The sequence below is a fragment of the Flavobacterium sp. PLA-DH12 genome (assembly GCF_059511845.1).
On record NZ_JCAMPD010000011.1, the window covers coordinates 22,101 to 46,889 of the forward strand.

Consider the following 24,789-nt stretch of genomic DNA (forward strand, 5'->3'; position numbering starts at 1 on the left):
TTTATGTATTTAAAATTAATCCTATAAATGTCTGTATATAAAAAAATAGCGATTGTCTTAATTTCTCTTCTTACACTTGTAATTCTTGCCAATGTCGGGTTGAATTACTGGATCAAAAAACAGCTTCCAATCATTATTCACGAAAAAAATAAAACCGCATATAATATCAATTATGAGAAAATTGAAGTCTCTCTTTTTTCTCGAAATATTAATGCACAGACTTTACTTGTCAGTCCAAAAAACGAACCGAAAGACAGCAAAAATGGACTTTTTTCTAAAATTGAATCTATCACAATAAAACATTTCAATATTTGGGATTTGGCTTTTCGCGATATCATTCAGGCAGAAAGTATAATTATCAATAAACCGCGAATCATTTTATACAAAAAAGGCGAAAAACTCATCAATAATAGCAAAAGCATTGAAAAAGAAATTATTGATCCGTTTCGAAAAATTATTGCAGTTTCTAATATTTACCTCAACGACGGATCGGTTGATGTTGTTTCTTTAGACACAGATAAACCTATTTTTAGCATAAAAAAAATACTTTTAAAACTAGAAGGCATTTTAATTACCGATGCAACTTTAAAAGAAAAAATTCCGATTCAATATAAAAAATATGCTCTCGTTTGCGACAGTTTATTTTACAGACCAAATGGTTTTTATTACATCAACATTGGAAAAATAAGTACCGAAAAGAATTTTTTAAAGATTAATAATTTCTCAAATCTGCCTCAATTTGAGCGTCGAGAATTTTTAAAACGTCTTGAAAAAGAAAAGGATATTTACAATTTAAAATTTGATTCGGCTCAAGTCGCAAAAATGGACTGGGGTTTCAAAAATAACCAGTTTTATTTCAAAGCAAATTCGCTGATCATTCATCATTTTGACGCTAATATCTACCGCGGAAAAATGCTGAAAGACGATCCAAGCAAAAAATATCTTTATAATCATTTATTGCGAAATCTGAAATTTCCGCTTCAAGTTGACACATTACAAGTTTTAAAATCGAAATTGGTTTATGAAGAAGAACTTGATTTTGCCAAAGGTCCAGGAGTTTTAACTTTCGATAGATTCAATCTGCAAGCAACTAATTTAAGAAGTGGTTTTGGTCTGAAAAAAACAGATGATGTAAAAATCAAAGTCAAATGTATTTTTATGAAAAACTCTCCGCTTGATGTCGATTGGCGTTTTAATGTTTTGGACAAAAGTGACGGATTTCATATTCAAGGTGTGATTTCAAATTTTGATGTTGGAGCTATGACAAGATTCACTAAACCCTACATCAACAGTACTTTTACCGGAACTTTCAATAAATACCGTTTTAATTTTTACGGAAACGACAACGGATCGAAAGGAAATGCTTCTTTAGATTATGAAGATCTGAAAGTCAAATTATACCAAAAGAAAAATCCTGAAAAAGAAGCTAAACTCAAAACAGCAGTTGCTAATTTACTAGTCAAAAACGATTCGAAAGAAAAACCCAAATCCGCCGAAGTCGAAGTAGAAAGGCTTCAAGATAGATCATTCTACAATCTTTTGTGGAGAAGCATTGCTGAATCCTTGAAGAAGATTTTGATTTAGGAGTTTTTTTTAGCCAAGAATTGCACGAATTGGCACTAATTTTTTATTCGCAGTGTGAAAAAAAGAAAAATTCGAGAAAATTTGTGCAATTCGAGGCAATCTTTTTGCAATATCCGCAATCCCTTTCAAACCTGACAATTATCAGGTTTTAGGACAATTTATTTTTCTTCATTTGTTCCTATTTTAATCCGAATACAAATGACAAAAAATAATCTGCATACTTTTCATATTCCAGTAATGGGACTTGCTTATACCATAGACAGTCCGATTCGAGTAGCGCAGTACGGAATTTCATCGGTTGTTGCTTTGGCAGACGATGATCTGATTGAAAAGATGCGTAATTTTTACAGCACAAAATTCAATATTCCTTACGAAGAAATTACTCAAAAATTTCATGACTACCGCGCTGAAAGAATTACCTCTTATTTAAATTTAGTCGATAAAATTGTAAAAGAGAAATTCGAAAACTTCAAAACAGAATTGGCAGAAAGCAAAACGGCTTTAGAAAACTTCATGTCAATGCTGCCGAATACTTCTGATATTAAAAAGGGATTTCAGGCTTTATTGGATGACGGAATTGCTTTTAAAGAAAACATTCAAAATTACATTGAGTCGCATCTTTTTCCAGGAGAAATCGATGTGAATATCATGACGAAATTAGACAAAGATAATTTTATCAAAAACGAACAGCTTCCAGTTGAGTTTAATGACGCACACGCAGCTTTAAGAGGTTTTGCCAATAGTAACCTGGAATCTTCTGTAGTTCTTTCTGCTGGAATGAATCCAAGGTTGTTTGGTTATTTCGAAAACTTCAAAGATTTTTTTCCGAATGAAAATAACGAACTAAAAAAGAAAATCATTTTAAAAGTAAGCGATTTTAGATCAGCAATGATTCAAGGAAATTTCTTGGCGAAAAAAGGACTTTGGGTTTCAGAATATCGAATTGAATCGGGATTGAACTGCGGCGGACATGCCTTTGCAACTGATGGGCTCTTATTAGGGACCATTTTAGAGGAATTCAAGCAGAAAAAAGATCAATTGATACAATCGGCCCACGATTTAATGATTAAAGCTTTACAGGCAAAAAATCAGCCTACTCCTGAAAATCCTTTAGAATTAAAAATTACGGTTCAAGGCGGTGTTGGAACTGCTGTAGAACATGAATTTTTGTTAGACGAATATAAAGTCGATTCTGTAGGTTGGGGTTCGCCTTTTTTATTAGTTCCCGAAGCAACGTCTGTCGATAAAGAAACTCGCAATTTGTTGATGAATGCCAAAGAAGATGATTTTTACTTAAGTAATATTTCGCCACTTGGAGTTCCTTTTAATACTTTGAAAGGAACTACAAATGAGTTTTTAAAGCAAAAACGAATTCATGAAAATAAAGCTGGAAGTTCTTGTCCGAAGAAATTTTTAGCATTGAGCAAGGAATACGACCCGCATGGAATTTGCACAGCTTCAAAAAAATATCAGGATATTAAACTTGAAGAATTGGAAGCAAAGAAAGATTCGCTAACTAATGACGAATTTGAAAAAAGCAAAATCAAAATCACCGAAAAATCATGTTTGTGTGTTGGTTTAGCCAATGCTTCATATCTGGAAAATGATATTAAGATAAAAGGTCAGGCTCAAGGCGTAGTAATTTGCCCTGGGCCGAATTTGGCTTATTTTGATCAGGAGGTTTCTTTAAAAGAAATGATCCAGCATATTTATCAAGGCAAATCGATTATTAGAACAGACCGCCCGAACTTATTTATAAAAGAGCTTAAAATGTATGTTGAATATTTTAGAAATGAACTTCAGTCTATTTCTGGAGAACTTACAACAGCTCAGCTTAAAAAATGGACTACTTTTAAATCTAATCTGTTAGATGGAATTGAGTATTATAAAAATTTATTTGAATCGACGTCAGTCTTTAAGGGTCATCTTGATCAACTCGATTCTTGTAAATCAGAATTAGTTGGTATTAAAATTCCCGTTTCAGAGTTGGTTTAAAATTGAAAACCCCAAATTAAAATTTAATTTGGGGTTTGTTTTTATTTATAGAATAATTATTCCTTCTTCTTATTTTTACTATCAATAACAGCTCCTGTTCCAGTTCCTAATGCTGCTCCCGCTAAACCGCCAATAATGGCACCTTCGCCTTTTTTCTTACTGACAATTGCTCCTGTTGCAGCACCTACTCCAGCACCAATTACAGCTCCTTTAGCAGTTGCGCTCCAACCTTTCTTTTTAGCTGGTGCAGCTGTCGTTGTTGCGTCTTGCTGATGCACCACAACAACTTTTTCTTTTTGAGCTTCGATCTTTTCCTCGTTTAATTTCGCCATTTCAGTCTTCATCGAATCGATAACACGCTGTTTGTTAATCTCAACTTTCATTGAATCAATACTGGCTTGCTTGGCTTTATTTATATCTACTTTGCTCTGATTTTGGCAAGAAGTTAAAAATATCACGGTCAATAAAATATATAAGCCTTTCATGATTGTAAGTTTTAAAAAATTATACATACAAAGTTCTTAATATCTGCTATAATGATTATTACAGAATTTCTTAGAAAGTTTATAAGATTTGAAGATTTTCTCGCTGCGTTTTATTTTTCAAGCTGAATGAAATTAATCTCGCAATCCCGATAGCTATCGGGAGCGAAGACGCAAAGTTTTATTATTTAAGTTTAATAGCATCCAACTTCAGCTGGATGAAAAAAAGTGATCAAAAGAAAAAGGCTTTAGCCAAACTGCACTAGTTTCGCTAAAGCCCCCTTAACTTCATCTTTAATACCCCTAGCTAAAGCTGGAGGCTATTTAAAAAATCTTTTTAATCCTTTTAATCTGTGGCAAAAAAACTTTGCGCCTTCGCTCCCGATAGCTATCGGGATTGCGAGATTAATAAATCCTTACTTCCCTAAAATTCCTTTTTTCAAAATTTGCCCGAAATCGTACATATCTTCATAAGAACAATACAAAGGAACAGGCGCCAGACGAATTACGTTTGGTTCACGCCAATCTGTAATTACCCCGTTTTTCATTAAATAATCAAATAATGCCCTTCCTTCACCGTGAAGAAAAACAGATAACTGTGAAGCTCTTTCTTCTGGATTTGAAGGTGTGATAATTTCAAACGTACTTTCTACTTCTTTATCGATTTCATGAAGAATAAACTCTAGATAAGAAGTAATATGATCACGTTTTTTAATTAAAGCATCCATTCCAACCTCAGCAAACATTTCTACTGAAGCTAAATATGGTGCTAGAGAAAGAACTGGAAGATTACTAATCTGCCATCCATCTGCACCATGAACAGGATCAAAGTTTGGTTCCATTTTAAAGCGACGTTCTTTGTTATGTCCCCACCATCCTGCAAATCTTGGCAAATCTGAATTATGATGCTTTTCGTGAACAAAACAACCCGAAGCATTTCCTGGACCCGAATTCATATATTTATAACTGCACCAAGCGGCAAAATCTACATTCCAATCGTGAAGTTCTAGTTTGATATTTCCTGCAGCGTGAGCCAAATCCCAACCCACTTTTGCTCCAGCTTTTTGTCCTGCGGCTGTAATGGTTTTAATATCAAAAACTTGTCCAGTATAATAATTTACTCCTCCAATTAATACCAAAGCCAGTTCGTCGCCAACTTCTTCAATCTTGGCTAAAACATCTTCCAGACGAATATTATGTTCTCCTTCTCTTCGTTTTATTTCTACAATTGCATCTTCAGGTTTGTATCCGTGAAAATTCACCTGACTTTGAAACATATATTGATCTGACGGGAAAGCTTTCTCTTCGCAGATAATTTTATAGCGTGTTTTAGTCGGCTGATAAAAAGAAACCATCAGCAAATGAAGATTCACTGTTAAAGTGTTCATAACCGTAACTTCAGACGGAAGCGCACCCACAATTTTACTCAATGGCTCAGCAAATCTTTCTTGATAATCCCACCAAGGTTTTTCAGCATAAAAATGACCTTCGACAGCTAGCTCTGCCCAATCGTTCATTACTTCATCAATGTATGCTTTGGTACGTTTTGGTTGTAATCCTAAAGAGTTCCCTGTAAAATAAATTACTCGTTTATCATTTACTTTAGGAAAAATAAATTGCTCTTGATAATGATTTAATGCGTCTTTCGAATCTAGCTCTCGTGCAAATTCGCGTGTATTTTGAAAAGTCATTGTGTTTTTGTTTTGCCTGCTAAAATAACAAAAATTGTTTGTTTTGTTTCAGATTGATATGCTTTGTGTGTTTTTTAACGCAAAGTTCGCAAAGTTTTTTTTATCAAGGCTAACGTTTATAAACGCTAAGTTCGCAAAGCTTTGCGTTCTTTTGTTTCTGGTAAACACATACTGAGCAAGAAAACTTTGCGCTCTTTGCGTTTAAAATTTCTCAACGAATGTCAAACTTGAAACCTGAAACTTGAAACAAATAAAAAACCCGACAGGTTATAAAACTTGTCGGGTCTTCTCTATAATATAAATTCTAATTAAAGAATTAACATCGCATCTCCGTAAGAATAGAATTTATATCCTTCTTTAATCGCTTCGTCGTATGCTTTTTTCATTAAATCGTGTCCACAGAAAGCAGAAATCATCATTAATAATGTTGATTTTGGTGTGTGGAAGTTTGTAATCATACAGTTTGCAATACTGAAATCGTGAGGAGGGAAAATAAATTTATTTGTCCAACCTTCGTATGGGTTCAAAGTATTTGCAGAAGAAACAGAACTTTCAATTGCACGCATAGAAGTTGTTCCTACAGCACAGATACGTTTTTTCTTTGCTTTTCCTTCGTTAACGATATCACAAGCTTCTTGAGTAATGATTAATTCCTCAGAGTCCATTTTGTGTTTAGATAAATCTTCAACCTCAACTGGGTTAAAAGTTCCTAAACCAACGTGTAAAGTTACCTCAGCAAAATTTACTCCTTTGATTTCTAATTTCTTCAAAAGGTGTTTTGAGAAGTGTAAACCCGCAGTTGGTGCAGCTACAGCTCCTTCTTCTTTTGCGTAGATTGTTTGGTATCTTTCAGCATCTTCAGCAGTTACTTCTCTATTGATGTATTTAGGAATTGGAGTTTCTCCAAGTTCTGTCAATTTATTTCTGAATTCTTCATAAGAACCATCGTATAAGAAACGTAATGTTCTACCACGAGAAGTTGTATTGTCAATTACCTCAGCAACTAACGAATCGTCATCACCAAAATAAAGTTTGTTACCAATACGGATTTTTCTAGCTGGATCAACTAAAACATCCCAAAGGCGTTGCTCCGAATTTAATTCTCTTAATAAGAAAACCTCAATTCTCGCTCCCGTTTTTTCTTTGTTTCCGTACAAACGCGCAGGGAAAACTTTTGTATTGTTAAGAATTAAAACGTCTCCGTCATCAAAATAATTGATAACATCTTTAAACATTTTATGCTCGATAGTGTTTTTTTTACGGTCAATTACCATTAAACGAGATTCATCTCTGTTTTCTGCTGGAAATTCAGCCAAAAGTTCTTTCGGTAAATTGAAATTGAAGTGTGATAATTTCATATTTGAGTTGTTGATTTTAGAGTGTAGCTTTTAGATTTGTTTATCTAAAAATTTAAATCGGTTGCAAATATACGATTGTGAGATAGGCGTTGTCAAGTGTTTTGATGTTTATTTTCAAAAGCCCTTGATTTACTGCACTTTCAGATTGACTTAAAAAGCTATTCTTTAAGTCAATTTTAACTTTTTTGAACTATATTAGAAATATAAGTTCATTTAAAGCAAACCTATAATTTGGCTAAAGCCAAAAAAACATCTATAAAACCTTGAGCTAAAACTGAAGGCAAATCAATTACAAAAAAATATCTAAAATTCAACCATAAAAAAACCTCTGGTTAAAACCAGAGGCTATGTTTTTAATTTAAATGAACTTATATCTCTTATATGGTTCAAAAACTACAATTCTGAGATTTGAAAGTTCAAGGCTTTTAAATCGTTCCAAAAATCTGGGTATGATTTAGAAACTACTTCGGCATCATCAATAATAATTGGAACTTTTATTGCCAAAGGCGCAAATGCCATTGCCATTCTATGATCATTATAAGTTGCAATATGAATATCGTGTTTTATATTATCAGACTTTACTAAAGTTAAACTGTCGTTTGTAACAGAAATATTTGCTCCTAATTTAGTAAGTTCAATTTTCAAAGCTTCTAGTCGGTCTGTTTCTTTAATTTTTAAAGTATGAAGACCTGTTAAATGGCATCCAATTCCTAAACCTAAACAAGTTACTACGATTGTCTGAGCAATATCTGGCGTATTGTTTAATTCAAAATTTACATCTTGATAATTAAACCCTTCCACTTTCTCCAAAGTCATTTTGTTGTTTTGGAAAGTAGTTTTCACTCCCATTTTTTCATAAAGAGAAACTAATTCTGAATCTCCTTGAAGGCTGTTTTCTTTGTAACTGCTTAAGGTTATTTTTGCGGCATCTGCCAAAGCTACAAGACTAAAGAAATAAGAAGCCGAACTCCAGTCAGATTCTACAACCATTTCTTTTGATTCAACAGTTTCTTTCGGATAAACTTTGATCACGTTTCCTTCAAAACTTGTTTTAATATCTAAATCATTTAGCAAAGCCAAAGTCATTTTGATGTACGGAATTGAAGTAATTTCTCCTTCTAAAGTAAGCTCTAAACCATTATCTAATTTTGAAGCCACTAATAAAAGAGCCGAAATATATTGGCTGCTCACATTTGCTGCCAAGTTTACTTTTGAAGCCGTAACTTTTTTTCCTTTAATTCGTATTGGCGGATATCCTTCTTCCCTTTCATAAGAAATCTCAACTCCCAATTGTCTTAAAGTGTCTACTAAAATTTTGATTGGGCGTTCCTGCATTCTACTAGAACCTGTTAAAACTACTTCTCTACCTTCGTTAACCGAAAAATAAGCAGTAAGAAAACGCATTGCAGTTCCAGCATGATGAATATCTACAATTTCGTCATTTCCTGCTAAAGCTTTCTGCATTACTTCGCTGTCGTCTGAATTTGAAGTATTGGCTAAAGTAATATTTGGAAATAATGCTTTTAATAACAATAAACGGTTCGTTTCACTTTTAGAACCGGTGATATTTAGTTGCGAATCATCAATGGTGAATGGTGAATTCGTCGTTAATTTTAAATTCATGATATTAGTTATGAGTTGCAAATTATGAGTAACATAATCCAAGCGCGCAATTTACCACTCCTCGCTCGTAAATCAAAATTCACACTGAAATTTCACAATTATTTCAATTTATCGTTGTTTTTGTGACGATCTTTATCTCTAACCGATTTTAAGTCCATTTTTTTATCAAAAGCCGCTTGTAAATCTATTCCTGTCTGATTTGCCAAACACAGCACAACAAAAACAACATCTGCTAATTCTTCTCCTAAATCTTTGTTTTTGTCGCTTTCTTTTTCAGATTGTTCGCCATAGCGGCGTGCAATAATTCTGGCAACCTCTCCAACTTCTTCGGTTAGCTGTGCCATATTAGTCAATTCGTTAAAGTAACGAACTCCATGTTCTTTTATCCAAGTATCAACATCCAGCTGTGCATTTTTCAAATCCATCTTCTATATTTTTTTAAGAATTATTTTTTCATTTTGGCTTACGATCATTTTCTGAAAAAACTCTTTTATCATTCCGTACTCCTCAGCTGCAAAAATACTATTGTTGATTTCTTTTTGACTTACAATTTGAATTTTGTTTTCAGTAACTGAAAAATTTAAGATAAAAGACATCTGTTTGTCTTCTGAGGTTATCTTTACTGGTTTTGGCATAGATTCGACAACATATCCTTCTGGAATCTGAATATTAAAATTATACTTTTCCATGTTTTTATATCCGAAATAAATAGGCATTTGTCTTCTTTCCTGATTGAAAGGGTTTTTGCTTCGGGTAAAAAATAACAATGGATTGACAAAAACCTTACCTTGGATAATATCTGATCGACTGCCTGAAGCAAAAGAAAAAGTTTCAATAACAGACTGATCTAAATTTGATTTCTGATTTTCTATTTTATAATTTGAAATATTCAAACCTCCTAAATTATTTTCAAATTTTTCAAGATAAGCGTCTTCCGTTTTGGCTTTGTTTTCTTCTCTGAAACTGTATGCATCATATTCTGTTCGCTGCACTCTGCCTTGGCCATTCATTTTTCCATCAGGATCAATTTTGACTATAAGGCTGTAAATTTCTTTTGACTGTATTGCCGGATCTAATTCAATTTCTTGAGAATTTCCATCTTTCATAATTAATCTTCCCTTCCAATTTAAAACATTTAATGGTAAAATGTTAGGAGCTGTAAGCTTACGAGATGCATCCAAAAGAATTCTTTTCCCGTCAATTTCGGCTGCCGCTATAACGTAATTGAATCCTGTTCTTGTGGGATAAACCGGAAGTCCGTTCTGGATTGTACTTACTAAAACCGGATTTGCTTCTATACCAGCCGCGCGAAGCATATTTATCAGAATAAAATTGATTTCCGCAACATTTCCTGTTTGTTCTTTATAAGCTTTTGCGACGCCTTTTTCTGTATAACAACTATTAATTTCATTCCAGTTCATTCGATTTTTAACGTAAGTAAAAATCAGGTTTAATCTTTCATTTTTATCTTCTACGTTAGACAATAATTTATTTAAATCATCTGTAAATAATGTAATTTCATTAAGCTGCTTACCAAAACTTTCGTCTTTAAAAATAGTTTTGGCAACACCTTCCCAAGTTAAACTGTAATCTTTAACAGGCTGATCAGGAAGACGAACCCTTTCAAGTTCCTGCTGAATGCTTCCGCGATAATTTTCGAGGTTATTGATGTATGGTTCTTCTTTTAATGCCGGAACGTCTTTTCCTGTATAAAAAGTTTCAATTTGTTTATAGCTAAATGAGTTTGTCTGATTATAAGCGTTATCAAAGTTCTGACTGGCATTTGTAAATTTAGATTCCGTTTCTAGCGGAATTCCTCCGATTAAAAGCGGTTTATAGATATAAAACTCTGGAATCTGTGTTTTATAATAAAAATAGTTAACAGGAATATCAAACTGAATATCGAAATCTGGAAATTTTATAAGGTTTTCGGATCGTAAAACATATTTGTATTCAATAATAGAGCCCTCTTTCACATTTGGCAGAGTGATCGTTTTTTCTTTCCAATACTTATTAATCTTAGTTTTAAATTCTCCCTGATTATTTAGTTTTGTTTTTACAATATTTCCGTTTTCTAAATTATATGTCATTGCTTCCGAAAATTCTAAACGATCCTCGTTTAACTTTTCATAACCAATATAAAAACGCACTTTCTGATCGGCCCAACTTAAACCTTCTTTCTTATAAATTTTAATTTTTACCTCGCAGACATGATTGGCATAAAATCCAACATCTTTGTTGTAGCCAAAATAAGTCCTTCCTTTTTTAAACAAGATAGCAGCGGGTGCGCTGCTGTCTTTAGGATGGACTTTCTCATTTAATTCTGCAATCGTTACTTTGCCCAATTCATAATTTTGAGCTTGAATGGTTATTGTACTCCAAAAAAAGGCGATACAAATTAGGAGAAATCTTGGCATACTATTTTTAGATACGTTTTAAAACTATTTTTTCAGTCTGTTTTGCAATCATTTCTTTATAGTAATCTTTAAGAACTCCATATTGTTCTCTAGATACTATAGGAGAATTAATTTGGTTTGATACTAACAACTGCAGCATATTATCCTTAACCGCAATATTATATCTAAAAACTCCAAGGCCTCCCTCCATTGACAATACGCCTGCAAGAGGAACTGTTTCTAAAGCAAATCCCTCGGGAATTCTTATACTAATAGTGTATTTTTCTACAAAAGGGAATCCAAAATCTACAGGATATTCTCTTGTTTCCTGTTTAAAAGGGTTTTCTGTATTGGTAAAAAAAAGCAGTGGTTTAATATATATTTTATCTCCAATTAACTCACACAAATTGGTACTAGCAAATGAAAAACTTTCTACAGCAGGCAATAAGATATCTTTTTGATTTAAACGACTGTATTCGGTTATTTCGATTTTACCGTATTTGTTTTCAAGATCGTCGATATAAACATCTTCTTTAACGTTTTCAAAATTATTTCTAGACTCCATTCCTTTGTGTTCGGTATACTGACGTCTTACTTTTCCATTTATTCTATCTCCAGATTCAATTGTATAATCAATCGAAATATTATCAACTGCAAATTTTTTAGGGACTAAATCAATGCTTTCTGAGGTTCCATTTTTACGAATTAATCTTCCTAACCAATTTAAATCTCTCAAAGGAAGTACATTTGGAGCTGAAAACGGATCTGTTGCATCGAGTAATATCATTTCACCTCCTGTCTCAACAGCTGCAATTACATAATTAAAAGCAGTCAAATTAGGAAAAAAAGCAATTCCGTTGGAACGCGTACTAATCAAAACAGGATTTGCGGTAAGTCCAGCACTTCTAAGCATTGCTGTGAGCATCAAATTAACATCTGCGCAATTTCCTGTTTTTTCTTTGTATGCTTTTCGGACACCTTTTTCGCATGAATATCCCGTATGATTATTCCATTTTACGTTTGATTTCACATATTCTAAAATCGCTGCAATTTTGGCGGTAACGGTCGTCTTTCCTTCCAATACTATTTTAAGATCATCTTCAAAATACCCTGATTTGTTTAATTCCTGCCCAAAAGAATCGAAATCATAAATAGTTTTAGCAACACTTGTCCAATCTGATGAAAATGTTTTAGACAACTGTCCAGGAACGGCAATCCTTTCTAACTCAAAAGAAATCCCTGTTCTATAATTATCAATATTATTTACATAAGCTTCTTCTCTAATTGCTGGGAGATTTTGAAAAACGTAGCTTGTTTCTGTAGCGACATAATTATAAGTATTTGCAATTTTTGAATTTATTTTAGGAGGAAAAAAACCTTTAAGATTTCTTTTAAATACAAAGGCATCTGGGAAAATTGTTTTAAATTCAGAATAATTAACTGGAATGTTTTCTTGAAAATTGAAATTATAAGTACTTAAAAATCCTCCTTCTTCTGTATACTGATATTCAATAATAGAACCTTCTTTTACTTCTGGAAAAGCTATTTTTTTTATCCAGTAATTATTATTGGTTTTTTCAACAAATTCGTTTTCAGGCTTTAATTTTGTCTTTACAATCTTTCCGTCTACTAAATTGTAGGTAAATGCACTGACAATATTTACATAATTTGTTTTTCCAGCTGCGAAATAAATCTGGATATTTGACAGATTATATCCTTCTCCCTTATAAATTTTAATTTTTTTTGCGGTAGTCTTTTGAGAATTTCCATTCATATGAAGATCTATAGTAACATTGCTATACAAAACAGCAGCAACAGAAGCAGAATCTTTAGGATATTTTTTTTCTTCCAGCTGTGCTATTGTAACATTTCCCAAAGAGTTATTTTGTGCATTGCCTTTTAGAAATGCACAAAACAAAAGAATCGAAATTAAGAGCCTCACCATAATCTAAATACGTTTTAAAACGATTTTTTCTGTTTCTTTGGCTATCATTGTTTTATAATATTCCTTTAGCATTTCGTACTTTTCGGCAGAAACAATAGCCTCATTTATCTGATGTAAGATAGCCAATTGTAAAGTATCTCCATTGGCTATAATATTAAATTTAAAAGCCCCAAGATTATCTTCCATAGATACAACAGCTGGAGCTGGCAATGTTTCTACTGCAAAACCTTCTGGGATTTTAATCGTAATATTATACTTATCTGCAAAAGGATAGCTAAAATCAACTGGATATTCTCGCGTTTCTTGTTTAAAAGGGTTTTTATCGTTGGTGAAAAACAACATCGGACTTACATATATTTTATCACCAATTAGTTCGCATAAATTATTTCCTTTAAAAGAATAAGTTTCTATAATAGGAAGAAGTATATCTTTTTCATTAGTTCTAGAGTAGTCACTAATTTCTATTTTATTATTTTGGTTTTCTAGCTTCTCTAAATATTCTTCTTCTTTTAAACTTTCAATATTACTTCGGGTAATCATTGCATTATAATCCATGGATTGTCTTCTTGTTTTCCCTGTAATCATTCCAGTATTATCGATACTATAAGTTAGAAAAACATTATCAGCTGATGTCTTTTCTGGCATTAAATTAATTTCTTCTGACGAGCCGTCTTTTCTAATCAATCTTCCTGACCAATTTAAAACTCTTAGCGGTAAAATATTTGGAACCGAAAATTTTTCTGATGCATCTAGTAAAATATATCCATTTGGTGTTTCAACCGCAGCAATTACATAATTGAATGCTGTTCTATTAGGAAACAAAGCAATACCATTTGATCGCGTACTTACTAAAACTGGATTGGCAGTTAAACCCGAATAACGAAGCATTGCCGTTAACATTAAGTTTATATCTGCAATATTACCTGTTCTTTCTTTGTATGCTTTCTTAACTCCATTATCACAGCCATAACCAACATAACTATTCCATTTTACGTTTGATTTTACATGATTTAATATCACTGCAATTTTTTCCTCAGGGGTGCTAATTCCTGTAAGTATTTTTTTTAAATCCTCTTCAAAATAACCCGTTTTATTTAATTCAGGACCAAAATCTTCATATTCATAAATCGTTTTCACCACAGAATTCCAATCTGTCGAATATTCTTTCATTGGACTATTCGGAAAATGTGTCAATGACAGTTCATGCTGAATACTAGAAGTATAATTATCGATATTATTTACAAAACTTTCTTCTTTTAAAGCAGGAAAGTCTTGAGCCACGTAGGTAATTTCTGTTTCTAAATAGTCTATTTTATCAGAATAAAATTCCGTTTGAGATACGCGCCCTCCGCCTCTTTCTTTTCCGTTGATTGTTATCGATCTTGAGTTTTTTAATGTTGTTGCTTTTGGAAATATATACCCTTTCTGTCTTGGTTTAAAGACATAATATTCTGGATAAGCTACTTTTAACTCTGAATAATTTACAGGAATTGAGGTTTGAAAATCCCAATCACGAATAATACCGGCATTTGGACATTTGATCGTATAGCGAAATTCTATTACCGAGCCTTCCTTTACATTTGGCATTGCGATTTTCTTTTGCCCTCTGTATTTAGAAATAACTTCATCAAAAGTTCCGTCGCTTTTTAATTTAGTTTTTTCAATTTTGCCATTAACTAAATTATAAGTTACTGCATCTGCAAAAAATACGCGTTCTTTTAAGTTATTCGTATTATAGTACCAAACTTGCTGATTAGCCCATTCGTAACCTTCTTTTTTATAAATTTTAATACGCGTTTCTACATCGGTCATCATGTAAAAACCATCATTTTGATCATACTCCATTCTAGAAACACCTTTTTTATAAAGGATTGCCGCTACAGCCGAAGTATCTTTTGGATGTACTTTCTGTTCAAGTTCTGCAACAGACACTTTTCCGAGTTTAAATTCTTGCGAAATTATTTTTGGACCAAGTAATAAAATCGCACAAAGGCTAAATAGTTTAATAATTTTCATTGGTAATTTTTGGTTGGTTTTGGTTTAAAATAGTTAGTTCTTGGTTAATATAATCTTAGCATTATCGTTTCTAGAAACTTGTTCCATAAACAAACGGTATTCATCATATTCTTTATTTGAATATTTTCCTTTGTTAAGGAACATAGATCTTTTATACGTTAATTTGTTGTTGTCTTTTTTAATAATCTCAGTCTTGTATTCACCAAATTTTCCTTTTAGCTCATAATTTGACGGAAGAAATTCGATACTGTATCCTTCCGGAAGATTAATCTCTATTTCATCGGTATCCAAATAGCCACGCTGAATTTGAAATGGATTTTTACGATTTCGAACCCGTTTTATATTCCCTGTATTCTGATTAAAGGCATCAACAACAAAAATCATTTTATTACCCGTCAGCGTTCCATAATTTGTTGCACTTAACTGAACATCCTCAGTAAAACGAATATTCTCTTTATCGTTGCTAAAAGTAATCTTACCCAATTTCAAGTTATTGATATTCTCCCAATAGTCTTTATAATGCTCCTCTTTTTCATTTGGCTGCATGTTTTCTACTCGAGATTTAAGTGCGTATTGGCTTCCTTGGGATACTATTTTTAACGTTCCTGAAAAATTCCCAGTTCCATCAATTGTATACGTTCCTTTACCGTCTTGAATGTTTCCTTTGTCATCGTAAATTTTGGTACGAACAATTTCTCCTCCTTCTGGTTTTACCACCAAAACATCACGATCGTCTGTAAAAATTCCTTGGTAACCAAAAGGATCATCTTGGCTTGTACATTCTAGCCAGATGTAATTATCTTTATTCGGAATCGCCAGAATCATGTGGTTTCCCTGCATCGAAACAAAATCAGACTGGATATCGGATTTATAGCGATCTCCGTATAAAATAGTGTTATACGAAGGAACATCTACAGCCTGTAAAAGTGCTTTTGTATAATTAGACAATGCTTTACAATCTCCATATCCTAGACGATCAACATCAGTTGCAAGCATAGGTTTCCAACCACCAATACCAACTGCAATGTTTACATATCGGGATTTTTTCTGGACATAATCATAAATGATTTTAGCTTTCTTTATAGGATCTTTTTCATCACCAACAAGAGCTTTAATTTTGGCTTTGGTTTCTTCAGTTAAAACTGTAGTTCCAGTTAAGATTTTATCATCATACCATTTGCCAAATGCTTCCCAAGTAGTAGCATTTCCATCAACTCCTTCCAAGTGGAAGTTTTCTAATCCCATCATAACCTTAGGAAAAAGATCTGACGGAGAAGGACTAAGATCTTCTTGTTTTTGAGCAACTATATTTGTTGCTAAATAACTTAAATTGGTGTCGGTATCGGCTGTTTTTTTTATATTGAAATTATCAAATCGGAACTCTTTTTTCTTAAATCCCAATCCTTTTGGAAAAGTAACATTCAAGATACATTTTTCCACACTTTCGTAGTAATTACCGATAAAATACCATTGCGGAATAAATGCTGTATTTGACGTTTCAGTTTCGCATGTAAAAGCAATTGTAAAAGGATATGAAATTGGAGTATAATCTAAATAAGCTACTCGATTATCTGAAAAAAGAGTGCTTCCGCTTACTGCGCTTTGATCTCTAAAATCTTTTCTTTTGATTTTCTTTATCTCATTTCCTAAAGCATCATAAACGATTGCTTCAATATTTTTTATTGACTTTGTTTTATCATAATGACTAAAAGCGTCAATGTGATTCAATCCTTTTTCATTTAAAACAGAAACGACCCTTTGAGTTTTAATGTTCATGCTTCTTTGTGAAGCAATGACAATATCCATCTGGTCTAAACGAAGAACAGCGTTGGCATTTTGTGTTAAACTATCAGGAATAGAAAATATTGGATAAATGTTCTTTTGAGCAGAAGAATTCGCAGTATATAATAATAAAAATAATGCGCAAAAAAGGTTTTTCATTAGTAGGTATTTTCGTCAAATATATAGTATTTTCAGAAATCCTTAACAAATGTTTAATAATATTTTTATTCCCTATTTTTGCTGTCTATTACAATAGTAACTGGACCGTCATTTAGAAGACTAACTTTCATATCGGCACCAAAAATTCCAGTTTGGACTTTCTTACCAAATTCTTTTTCAATCACTTGAACAAAGTTTTCATACATTGGAATTGCAAAATCTGGTTTTGCTGCTTTTATGTAAGAAGGACGATTTCCTTTTTTAGTGGATGCGTGAAGCGTAAATTGACTGACAACGATTATATCTCCGTCAACATCTTGCACCGAGCAGTTCATAACATCATTTTCGTCTCCAAAAATTCTCATTTTAATGATTTTTCCAGCAAGCCAATCAATATCTTCCTGAGTATCGGCTTCTTCTATTCCGACTAAAATTAATAAACCTTTTTGTATATCGGCAACAATTTTAGAATCAACTGTTACTGACGCTTGGGAAACCCTTTGAATTACTACTTTCATTTATTTTTAAGTCTGAAAGTCAAAAGTCAAAAGTCAAAAGTCTAGCACGTTTCTAAAAAACTTTAAGACTTTTGACTTTTGACTTTCGACTAATTTTACTTTCTCGTTTCATCACTCGCAGCACGATCTTCGCCATAAGTATCGGTACGATAATGTTCGTCGTCACCTTCAAGGATTTTAAGGTAACTATTATAGCGTGACCAAGCAATTTCATCTTTTTCTAAAGCTGCTTTTATGGCACAATGTGGTTCTTCTTTATGCAAACAGTTATTAAACTTACATTGATCTTTCAATTTAAAGAATTCTGGAAAATAATCGGTGATTTCTGTTGGCTCCATATCAACGATTCCGAAACCTTTAATTCCAGGAGTATCAATAATTCGGGCATCAAAAGACAAATCGTACATTTCGGCAAAAGTTGTAGTATGCTGGCCTTGTTTGCTTTGTTCTGAAATTACCGAGGTCTTCAAATGAAGACTAGGTTCCATTGCATTTACCAAAGTTGATTTTCCAACACCCGAATGTCCAGAAAACATACTAACTTTTCCAATCATCATTTCTTTTAGCTTATCAACACCTTTATTTTCTGTTGATGAAATTCGGAGACATTTATATCCAATTTCCTGATAAATATGTTGCAAATAAAGCTGATCATCTAAAGTCTGTTCTGTTAAAGTATCGATTTTATTAAAAACTAGAACAGCTTCAATTCCGTATGCTTCGGCAGTAACCAAAAAACGATCAATAAAGCTAGTCGTTGTTGGCGGATTATCAATGGTAACCAATAAAAAAACCTGATCGATATTGGAAGCAATAATATGAATCTGCTTGGACAAATTAACCGATTTACGAACGATATAGTTTTTTCGTTCATGAATATTATGAATCGTACCGGTAACGGCATCCGAAGTTTCATCTAATTCATAATCGACAATATCGCCTACAGCAATAGGATTGGTACTTTTTATGCCCTTAATTCTAAATTTCCCTTTCATACGGCATTCCACAAAATCTCCTTGTTCAGATTTTACGGTATACCAGCTTCCTGTAGATTTGTATACGGTTCCTGTCATTCTTTTATTTTAGATTTCTGATTTTAGATTTTAGATTAAAACCTAAATCTTTTGCAAAGATAAATGAATAATTTTAAAGATGACTCACAGTTGAAACCGTATGCTATATTATGCAAAACAAAAATCCCCACCACTTTTTTCAAAGCAATGGGGATTTAAAAAAAACAATCTATTTTTAATATTGTGTTATAAGAAAACTTAACATTAGTTGCGAAACAAACTTAAATCAACTTATATCACTTATATACTTTAAGACAAAATTATGCGTTGAAAATTTTCTCTTGGTGACCAATACTTTCTTGGTGGATCGCTTTGAACATTCTCAAAACGAATTCTTCAGTAAGACCTTTTTTCTCACCTTCTAAAATCATTTTCCCTAAGATTTCATTCCAACGGTTGTTTTGAAGGATTGCAACGTTAGCATCTTTTTTCACCTGACCAATTTCGTCAGCTACTTTCATACGTTTTCCTAACAATTCTAATAAGTTAGCATCCAAAACATCGATGTTAGCTCTTAATTTTTTCATTTTTTGGCTGTACTCATCTGTAGTATCATCCGTTTTTCTGATAGTCAAATCTTTAATGATTTGTTTCAAAGCCTCAGGAGTTACTTGCTGAGCAGCATCAGACCAAGCATTATCTGGATCAATATGCGTTTCGATAATCATACCATCGTAATTCAAGTCTAAAGCCTCTTGAGTCACTTCGAAAATCATTTTACGATCTCCAGTAATGTGAGATGGATCGATGATTAATGGCAAATCAGGGAATTTATTTTGCAATTCGATAGCAATCTGCCATTCTGGAATGTTTCTGTATTTTGTTTTTTCGTAAGTAGAGAAACCTCTGTGAATAACACCTAATTTCTCGATACCTGCCATGTGTAAACGCTCAACACCACCTAACCATAAAGCTAAATCTGGGTTTACAGGGTTTTTAACCAAAACAATTTTATCAGTTCCTTTTAATGTATCAGCAATTTCCTGAACTGCGAAAGGGTTTGCCGTTGTACGTGCACCAACCCATAAAACGTCGATATCGTGTTCTAAAGCCAGTTTACAGTGAGCTGCAGTTGCAACTTCAGTTCCCATTAATAAACCAGTTTCAGCTTTAGCTTTTTGCAACCATTTTAATCCAATTTCTCCAACACCCTCAAATCCTCCTGGACGAGTTCTTGGCTTCCAGATTCCAGCTCTGAATACGCTTACTTTTGAATCTTTTAATTCGTGAGCAATTTTTAAAACCTGATCTTCAGTTTCTGCACTACAAGGTCCAGCTATCACAAGTGGGTGATTTAAATTGAAATCTTCTAACCACTTTCTCATTTCTTTTTTATTTTCCATCGTTTTTATAGTTTACTTTTTTATAGTTATTCCGTTTAATATTTCTCTAATTTTATTTACACTTTCCATTTCTTCAAAAATGGCGTTGTAATTGTCGTCTGCCAGCAAATCTCTAAACTGAGTCAAATTTGCAATATAACCTTCTAAGGTTTCCAGAACGTATTCTTTGTTTTGTTTAAAAATGGGTGTCCACATTGCGGGTGAACTTTTTGCTAGACGAACGGTACTCTCGAATCCACTTCCCGCCATATCAAAAATATCCTGCTCGTCTTTTTCTTTTATCATTACTGTTTTTCCGAGCATAAACGAACTAATGTGCGATAAATGCGAAACGTAAGCAATGTGTTTGTCGTGCGAAATTGGGTCCATATATCGAATCCTCATTCCTATTTCGCTGAAAAGCTGCAACGCTTTTTCCTGCAATTTGAAAGCGGTTTTTTCCACTTCACAAATAATGTTTGTTTTTCCTTGAAACAAACCTTTTATCGCCGCCGAAGGTCCAGAAAATTCTGTTCCTGCAATTGGATGCGTGGCAATAAAATTTCTCCTTTTCGGATGATTGGCCACCACATCACAGATGGGCTTTTTGGTCGATCCTACTTCAAATACAATTGTTTTGTCTCCAACTGCATCCAGAACTTTAGGCAACACTGTCAGCGCAACATCTACCGGAACCGAAACGATTACAAAATCTGCCTTTTGTAAATCTTCGAAGCTTCCCGCTTCATCAATAACTCCAAGATCAATCGCTTCCTGCAAATGTTTTTCGTTATTGTCAATTCCGAAAATAGTCGCATTCGGATGCTTATCTTTGATGTCCAACACCATCGAACCGCCAATTAATCCTATTCCTATTACGTATACTTTCATAATTTTTTAAATTCCAAAATTTTAAATTCCAAATTCCAGTTAAAAAGTTTCGACTTCGCTCAGCCTGACAATCTGGATAAAAATCTTGATTCTTGATTCTACAATCTTAATACTCTAAAATCGATCAATCGCTTCCTGTACTTTTTCTTCTTTTACACACAATGAGAATCTAATATATCCTTCGCCGTTACTTCCAAAAATGGTTCCTGGTGTGATGAAAATATGTTTCTCATATAATATTTCGTCAATGAACTTCTCTGCTGATTCGATTCCTTCTGGCAATTTCGCCCAAACAAAAAGACCAACTCCTTCTTTATATACTTTACAGTTTAGCTTTTCAGCTAATTTCTCCGTTAATTCTCTACGGCGTCTATAAATTTTGTTTTGATCTTCAAACCAAGATTTATCACATTTTAAAGCTGCGATAGCTCCTTTTTGAATTCCGTAATACATTCCGCTGTCCATGTTACTTTTTACTTTTAGAACTGCATCGATAATTTCAGCATTTCCTAAAACCATTCCGACTCTCCAGCCAGCCATGTTGAATGTTTTACTTAATGAATTCAGCTCTAAAGCCACATCTTTCGCGCCTTCAACCTGCAATAAACTCATCGGATTATCATTCAAAACAAAACTATACGGATTGTCATTGATCAATAATATATTGTGTTTTTTAGCAAAAGCAACCAATTTTTCAAATAACGCTAAACTTCCTCTCGCTCCTGTCGGCATGTGCGGATATCCAAGCCACATAATTTTTACTTTTGAAAGATCTAGTTTTTCAAGAGCTTCAAAATCTGGTTCCCATCCATTTTCTTCTTTCAAATCATAATAAACTGGAACTGCTTGAACCAAATTGGTTACCGAAGTATACGTCGGATAACCTGGATTTGGAATTAAAACGTGATCGCCTTCATTCAAAAATGCTAACGAAATATGCATTATTCCTTCTTTCGAACCCATTAATGGTAAAATCTCATTATTCGGATTCACTTCAACACCAAACTGATCACGATAAAAATCGGCCATCGCCTGTCTCATTTCTGGTAAACCCTGATAGCTTTGATAACCATGCCCGTTTTCGTCTTGAATTGCTGCAGCGACTGCTTCAATTACTGCTTTTGACGGACTCAAATCAGGGCTTCCAATTCCCATGTTGATGATCGATTTTCCTTCAGACATCAACTGACGAACTTCTCTAAGTTTTGATGAGAAGTAGTATTCTTCAACTGTGTCTAATCGTTTTGCTGTTGTAATCATTTTTTTTATTGCTTTAGGCCGTAAGCTTTAGGCTTTAGGCTCTTTTAAACTCTTTAATTTATTTTTTTGACTTTAAGACTTTCGACTTTCCAACTTTATGACTAAAATTTAAGACTCACTTAAAGGTTTTGTGTTTTTATATTCTCCTAACACTTTAAAATATTCTGCCATGATGTTTAATAACGTTTTGGCTTTTGCAAAATCTTCGTATTTCTCGAATGTTACATCTACGAAGAATGAATATTTCCAAGGTGTTTCAATTTTTGGAAGCGACTGGATTTTTGTCAAATTCAGTTTGCAGTCGCTCATTACATTTAAAACTGCTGCTAAGCTTCCTCTTTTATGATCTAATTCAAATTTTACAGAGGCTCTGTTGATTTCGTTTTCTGGCAAAAATGAATTTTGCTTTTTAATGATTACGAAACGAGTCATATTGTTTTTGATCGTTTGAATCGATGATGCAATAATATCTAGATCGTACATTTCAGAAGCGGTTACACTTGCAATCGCTGCAATTCCAGTTAACTGTTTTTCTTGAATTCTTCTAGCTGTTTCAGCCGTATCTTTATCCTCAACCAATTTGATATTAGGATATTGTTTCAAGAAATCCATACACTGCAAAAGTGCCATCGGGTGTGAATGAACTTCTCTTATATCTTCAATTTTCTGACCTTTTAAAGCCATTAAATTTTGCTGAATATTTAAATAATGCTCTCCAATTATGTGCAAATTATTCTTATCAATCAATGCATAATTCGGAATAATTGGCCCTGCAATTGAATTTTCGATCGCCATAACGGCCTGATCAGATTTTCCGGCAATAAGGCTGTCGATCAATTCTTCAAAAGACAGACATTCATCAATATCCACATTTTCAGAGAAATACTCTTTCACAACCTGATGATGAAATGATCCTTTAATACCTTGTATTGCAATTTTCGTTGTCATATAGTCAAAAAAAAATCCTGATTTGCATCAGGATTGTATATTAGTTTTATTTGTCTTAAATTTTATCTCAAATAACCATAGCACAATCCTGACTTCTACTAAAGAAGAAATAAAAATTGTTGCTAAAATAAAAACGGTTACTAGCCATTTTGTTTGTGTTTTGTTTTAAATTCTCTGCGAATGTATAAATTATTTTTAGCGCACCAAAAAAAAGATTGCATTTTATGAAACAAAAAGGGATTTCTTAACAAATTTAGCAGGTTTTGTATGATAATATAAAAAAATCGGCTTAAAATGAGAATATTAGAATGAGGTTCTAAGATTCTGAGATGCTAAGGTTCTAAGTTTTTTCGCCACGAATTCACGAATTAGTACAAATCTTTGTGGTTGATTCATTCAAATTACACAGATTACTCTCGATGTTTTTGTCATTTCGAGGAACGAGACTCGAGCGATAGCGAACAGGCGAAGCAAATCTCCACAAGAAGCTCGACAAAGATTGGCGATTTTGATTGTAGAGTTACTCGCGAAGATTTCTCGTTCCTCGAAATGACAAGATTGCGGTTATCCAAACAACCCCGAAACTGGTTTATTTATAATCCCAATTTTAGAATAATCGAAGTTCATTTTTTCTTTTAATAAAGAGGCATAGACACTTCTGAAATCAATTTCATATTTTAAATCGCCATTATCTAAGTCTGCCAGATTTGGATTTCTTCCTAAAATAGTTCCTTTATTATTTCCTCCTATGATAAACATTGGCGCTGCAGTTCCATGATCGGTTCCGTTGCCGTTGTCTTTTACTCGTCGCCCGAATTCTGAAAAAACTACAACTGTTACATTCTGTAATAACTGCGACTGCTTTAAATCAGAATAAAAACTATATAAGGAATCATTTAAATCAGTCAATTTTCGTTCGTGGATCGAAAGTTGATTATCGTGTGTATCAAATCCATTCAAGGATGTATAATATACTTTTGAGTTTAAATTTCCCTTTATCAATCTCGCAATCCATTCTAAATTTTTAGATAATTCAGTTTTTGGATAACTGATTTCTGTTTTAGATTTCGCCAAAGCTTTCTGAATTTCATCTGAACCTTCGGTAACTGAATTCGCAATTTTTCGAACAAAATCCAAATGCGGATTTTTGGATAAAGTCACATCTTCTTCTTTATCTGATTTTACTTTAAATCGATTCGGATCTTTTACAGTTATAAAATTCGGCTCCACTCCTTTTAAAGCCAAATTATCAATCGAATCTAAATTGATTCCTGCAGTCGCCTGATGTCCGTTGCATTGCAAATCCAGAAATCTTCCAAGCCAGCCTTCATTTATATATTTATTAGAATCGGTTGCAGTCTGCCAAATTTCCTGACTTCTAAAATGGGAACGAATTGGTTCTGGATAACCCACATTCTGAATTACCGTTAAATCGCCGTTTTGTTGCATTTGAGCGAAATCTTTCAACGAAGGATGAAAAGCCATTCCTTTATTTTTACTAATCACCAAATCTTTATTTAAAGCTATTTTGGTTCTATAATCATAATATAATGGATCATCGTACGGGATAAAAGTATTTAAACCGTCGTTTCCGCCATTGAGCTGTACAAAAACAACACATTGTTCCCCCACAATCAAATTGTTCTGAGAACCAAAAGCGTGTAAAAAATCAGGAAGCACAAGCAATCCGCCTGTAAAAGTTCCCGTCAATGTTAGAAAATTTCTTCTGTTCATGATTACTGCCTT

At 33.2% G+C, this 24,789-nt stretch carries 18 protein-coding genes; 2 read left to right on the forward strand and 16 right to left on the reverse strand.

What is annotated here, in order from left to right:
• Window positions 1-27 precede the first annotated feature (27 nt).
• Entirely contained in the window at window positions 28-1,584 is a 1,557-nt protein-coding gene (locus tag AC5ZCW_RS18995; protein ID WP_343545080.1) for a hypothetical protein, read from the forward strand.
• Window positions 1,585-1,782: 198 nt separating this feature from the next.
• The gene (locus AC5ZCW_RS19000; protein ID WP_496121260.1) at window positions 1,783-3,579 is read left to right on the forward strand and encodes a hypothetical protein; all 1,797 of its coding nucleotides are present in this window, start codon (window positions 1,783-1,785) and stop codon (window positions 3,577-3,579) included.
• A gap of 56 nt (window positions 3,580-3,635) precedes the next feature.
• Here the strand turns inward: AC5ZCW_RS19000 and AC5ZCW_RS19005 are convergent, their stop codons facing one another.
• The 16 genes from AC5ZCW_RS19005 to AC5ZCW_RS19080 all read right to left on the reverse strand — a co-directional run bounded on the left by AC5ZCW_RS19005 (window position 3,636) and on the right by AC5ZCW_RS19080 (window position 24,777).
• Window positions 3,636-4,064, reverse strand: a complete 429-nt coding sequence (locus tag AC5ZCW_RS19005) for a YMGG-like glycine zipper-containing protein (RefSeq protein WP_496121261.1) — start codon at window positions 4,062-4,064, stop codon at window positions 3,636-3,638.
• 413 nt (window positions 4,065-4,477) lie between these two features.
• Entirely contained in the window at window positions 4,478-5,752 is a 1,275-nt protein-coding gene (gene kynU / locus AC5ZCW_RS19010) for a kynureninase (RefSeq protein WP_281634000.1), read from the reverse strand.
• Window positions 5,753-6,060: 308 nt separating this feature from the next.
• On the reverse strand, window positions 6,061-7,110 hold the full coding sequence (queA, locus tag AC5ZCW_RS19015) for a tRNA preQ1(34) S-adenosylmethionine ribosyltransferase-isomerase QueA (protein WP_177211934.1): 1,050 nt from the start codon (window positions 7,108-7,110) through the stop codon (window positions 6,061-6,063).
• Between the two features lie 393 nt (window positions 7,111-7,503).
• On the reverse strand, window positions 7,504-8,733 hold the full coding sequence (aroA, locus tag AC5ZCW_RS19020; RefSeq protein ID WP_496121262.1) for a 3-phosphoshikimate 1-carboxyvinyltransferase: 1,230 nt from the start codon (window positions 8,731-8,733) through the stop codon (window positions 7,504-7,506).
• Between the two features lie 98 nt (window positions 8,734-8,831).
• On the reverse strand, window positions 8,832-9,158 hold the full coding sequence (locus tag AC5ZCW_RS19025) for a nucleotide pyrophosphohydrolase (protein WP_012022600.1): 327 nt from the start codon (window positions 9,156-9,158) through the stop codon (window positions 8,832-8,834).
• Window positions 9,159-9,161: 3 nt separating this feature from the next.
• Window positions 9,162-11,150, reverse strand: coding sequence for a DUF3858 domain-containing protein (locus tag AC5ZCW_RS19030; RefSeq protein ID WP_496121263.1), 1,989 nt, complete (start codon window positions 11,148-11,150; stop codon window positions 9,162-9,164).
• A gap of 7 nt (window positions 11,151-11,157) precedes the next feature.
• Window positions 11,158-13,074, reverse strand: a complete 1,917-nt coding sequence (locus tag AC5ZCW_RS19035; RefSeq protein WP_496121264.1) for a transglutaminase family protein — start codon at window positions 13,072-13,074, stop codon at window positions 11,158-11,160.
• Between the two features lie 3 nt (window positions 13,075-13,077).
• Window positions 13,078-15,090, reverse strand: coding sequence for a DUF3858 domain-containing protein (locus AC5ZCW_RS19040; RefSeq protein WP_496121265.1), 2,013 nt, complete (start codon window positions 15,088-15,090; stop codon window positions 13,078-13,080).
• A 33-nt stretch (window positions 15,091-15,123) separates the two neighbouring features.
• Window positions 15,124-17,031 carry a DUF3858 domain-containing protein gene (locus AC5ZCW_RS19045; protein WP_496121266.1) on the reverse strand — a complete coding sequence of 636 codons (1,908 nt, stop codon included), beginning with the start codon at window positions 17,029-17,031 and terminating at the stop codon, window positions 15,124-15,126.
• 65 nt (window positions 17,032-17,096) lie between these two features.
• Window positions 17,097-17,549: a D-aminoacyl-tRNA deacylase gene (dtd, locus tag AC5ZCW_RS19050; RefSeq protein ID WP_496121267.1), complete on the reverse strand. Its 453-nt coding sequence runs from the start codon at window positions 17,547-17,549 to the stop codon at window positions 17,097-17,099.
• A 95-nt stretch (window positions 17,550-17,644) separates the two neighbouring features.
• Window positions 17,645-18,622, reverse strand: a complete 978-nt coding sequence (rsgA, locus tag AC5ZCW_RS19055; protein ID WP_343545070.1) for a ribosome small subunit-dependent GTPase A — start codon at window positions 18,620-18,622, stop codon at window positions 17,645-17,647.
• Window positions 18,623-18,882: 260 nt separating this feature from the next.
• Window positions 18,883-19,965, reverse strand: coding sequence for a bifunctional 3-deoxy-7-phosphoheptulonate synthase/chorismate mutase type II (locus AC5ZCW_RS19060; RefSeq protein ID WP_281634009.1), 1,083 nt, complete (start codon window positions 19,963-19,965; stop codon window positions 18,883-18,885).
• Between the two features lie 12 nt (window positions 19,966-19,977).
• Window positions 19,978-20,835, reverse strand: coding sequence for a prephenate dehydrogenase (locus AC5ZCW_RS19065; RefSeq protein ID WP_496121269.1), 858 nt, complete (start codon window positions 20,833-20,835; stop codon window positions 19,978-19,980).
• Window positions 20,836-20,949: 114 nt separating this feature from the next.
• Window positions 20,950-22,095 carry a pyridoxal phosphate-dependent aminotransferase gene (locus AC5ZCW_RS19070; RefSeq protein ID WP_289663404.1) on the reverse strand — a complete coding sequence of 382 codons (1,146 nt, stop codon included), beginning with the start codon at window positions 22,093-22,095 and terminating at the stop codon, window positions 20,950-20,952.
• Between the two features lie 108 nt (window positions 22,096-22,203).
• The gene (locus AC5ZCW_RS19075; protein ID WP_496121270.1) at window positions 22,204-23,043 is read right to left on the reverse strand and encodes a prephenate dehydratase; all 840 of its coding nucleotides are present in this window, start codon (window positions 23,041-23,043) and stop codon (window positions 22,204-22,206) included.
• A 564-nt stretch (window positions 23,044-23,607) separates the two neighbouring features.
• Entirely contained in the window at window positions 23,608-24,777 is a 1,170-nt protein-coding gene (locus AC5ZCW_RS19080; RefSeq protein WP_496121272.1) for a DUF1501 domain-containing protein, read from the reverse strand.
• Window positions 24,778-24,789 lie beyond the last annotated feature (12 nt).

Bases quoted from the DNA above. Each gene is read 5' to 3' on its own strand.
- AC5ZCW_RS18995 (WP_343545080.1), top strand. From the start codon at position 28: ATGTCTGTATATAAAAAAATAGCGATTGTCTTAATTTCTCTTCTTACA.
- rsgA (WP_343545070.1), bottom strand. From the start codon at position 18,622: ATGACAGGAACCGTATACAAATCTACAGGAAGCTGGTATACCGTAAAA.
- dtd (WP_496121267.1), bottom strand. From the start codon at position 17,549: ATGAAAGTAGTAATTCAAAGGGTTTCCCAAGCGTCAGTAACAGTTGAT.
- AC5ZCW_RS19045 (WP_496121266.1), bottom strand. From the start codon at position 17,031: ATGAAAAACCTTTTTTGCGCATTATTTTTATTATTATATACTGCGAAT.
- aroA (WP_496121262.1), bottom strand. From the start codon at position 8,733: ATGAATTTAAAATTAACGACGAATTCACCATTCACCATTGATGATTCG.
- kynU (WP_281634000.1), bottom strand. From the start codon at position 5,752: ATGACTTTTCAAAATACACGCGAATTTGCACGAGAGCTAGATTCGAAA.
- AC5ZCW_RS19070 (WP_289663404.1), bottom strand. From the start codon at position 22,095: ATGATTACAACAGCAAAACGATTAGACACAGTTGAAGAATACTACTTC.
- AC5ZCW_RS19000 (WP_496121260.1), top strand. From the start codon at position 1,783: ATGACAAAAAATAATCTGCATACTTTTCATATTCCAGTAATGGGACTT.
- AC5ZCW_RS19040 (WP_496121265.1), bottom strand. From the start codon at position 15,090: ATGAAAATTATTAAACTATTTAGCCTTTGTGCGATTTTATTACTTGGT.
- AC5ZCW_RS19065 (WP_496121269.1), bottom strand. From the start codon at position 20,835: ATGAAAGTATACGTAATAGGAATAGGATTAATTGGCGGTTCGATGGTG.
- AC5ZCW_RS19005 (WP_496121261.1), bottom strand. From the start codon at position 4,064: ATGAAAGGCTTATATATTTTATTGACCGTGATATTTTTAACTTCTTGC.
- AC5ZCW_RS19080 (WP_496121272.1), bottom strand. From the start codon at position 24,777: ATGAACAGAAGAAATTTTCTAACATTGACGGGAACTTTTACAGGCGGA.
- queA (WP_177211934.1), bottom strand. From the start codon at position 7,110: ATGAAATTATCACACTTCAATTTCAATTTACCGAAAGAACTTTTGGCT.
- AC5ZCW_RS19060 (WP_281634009.1), bottom strand. From the start codon at position 19,965: ATGGAAAATAAAAAAGAAATGAGAAAGTGGTTAGAAGATTTCAATTTA.
- AC5ZCW_RS19030 (WP_496121263.1), bottom strand. From the start codon at position 11,150: ATGCCAAGATTTCTCCTAATTTGTATCGCCTTTTTTTGGAGTACAATA.
- AC5ZCW_RS19035 (WP_496121264.1), bottom strand. From the start codon at position 13,074: ATGGTGAGGCTCTTAATTTCGATTCTTTTGTTTTGTGCATTTCTAAAA.
- AC5ZCW_RS19025 (WP_012022600.1), bottom strand. From the start codon at position 9,158: ATGGATTTGAAAAATGCACAGCTGGATGTTGATACTTGGATAAAAGAA.
- AC5ZCW_RS19075 (WP_496121270.1), bottom strand. From the start codon at position 23,043: ATGACAACGAAAATTGCAATACAAGGTATTAAAGGATCATTTCATCAT.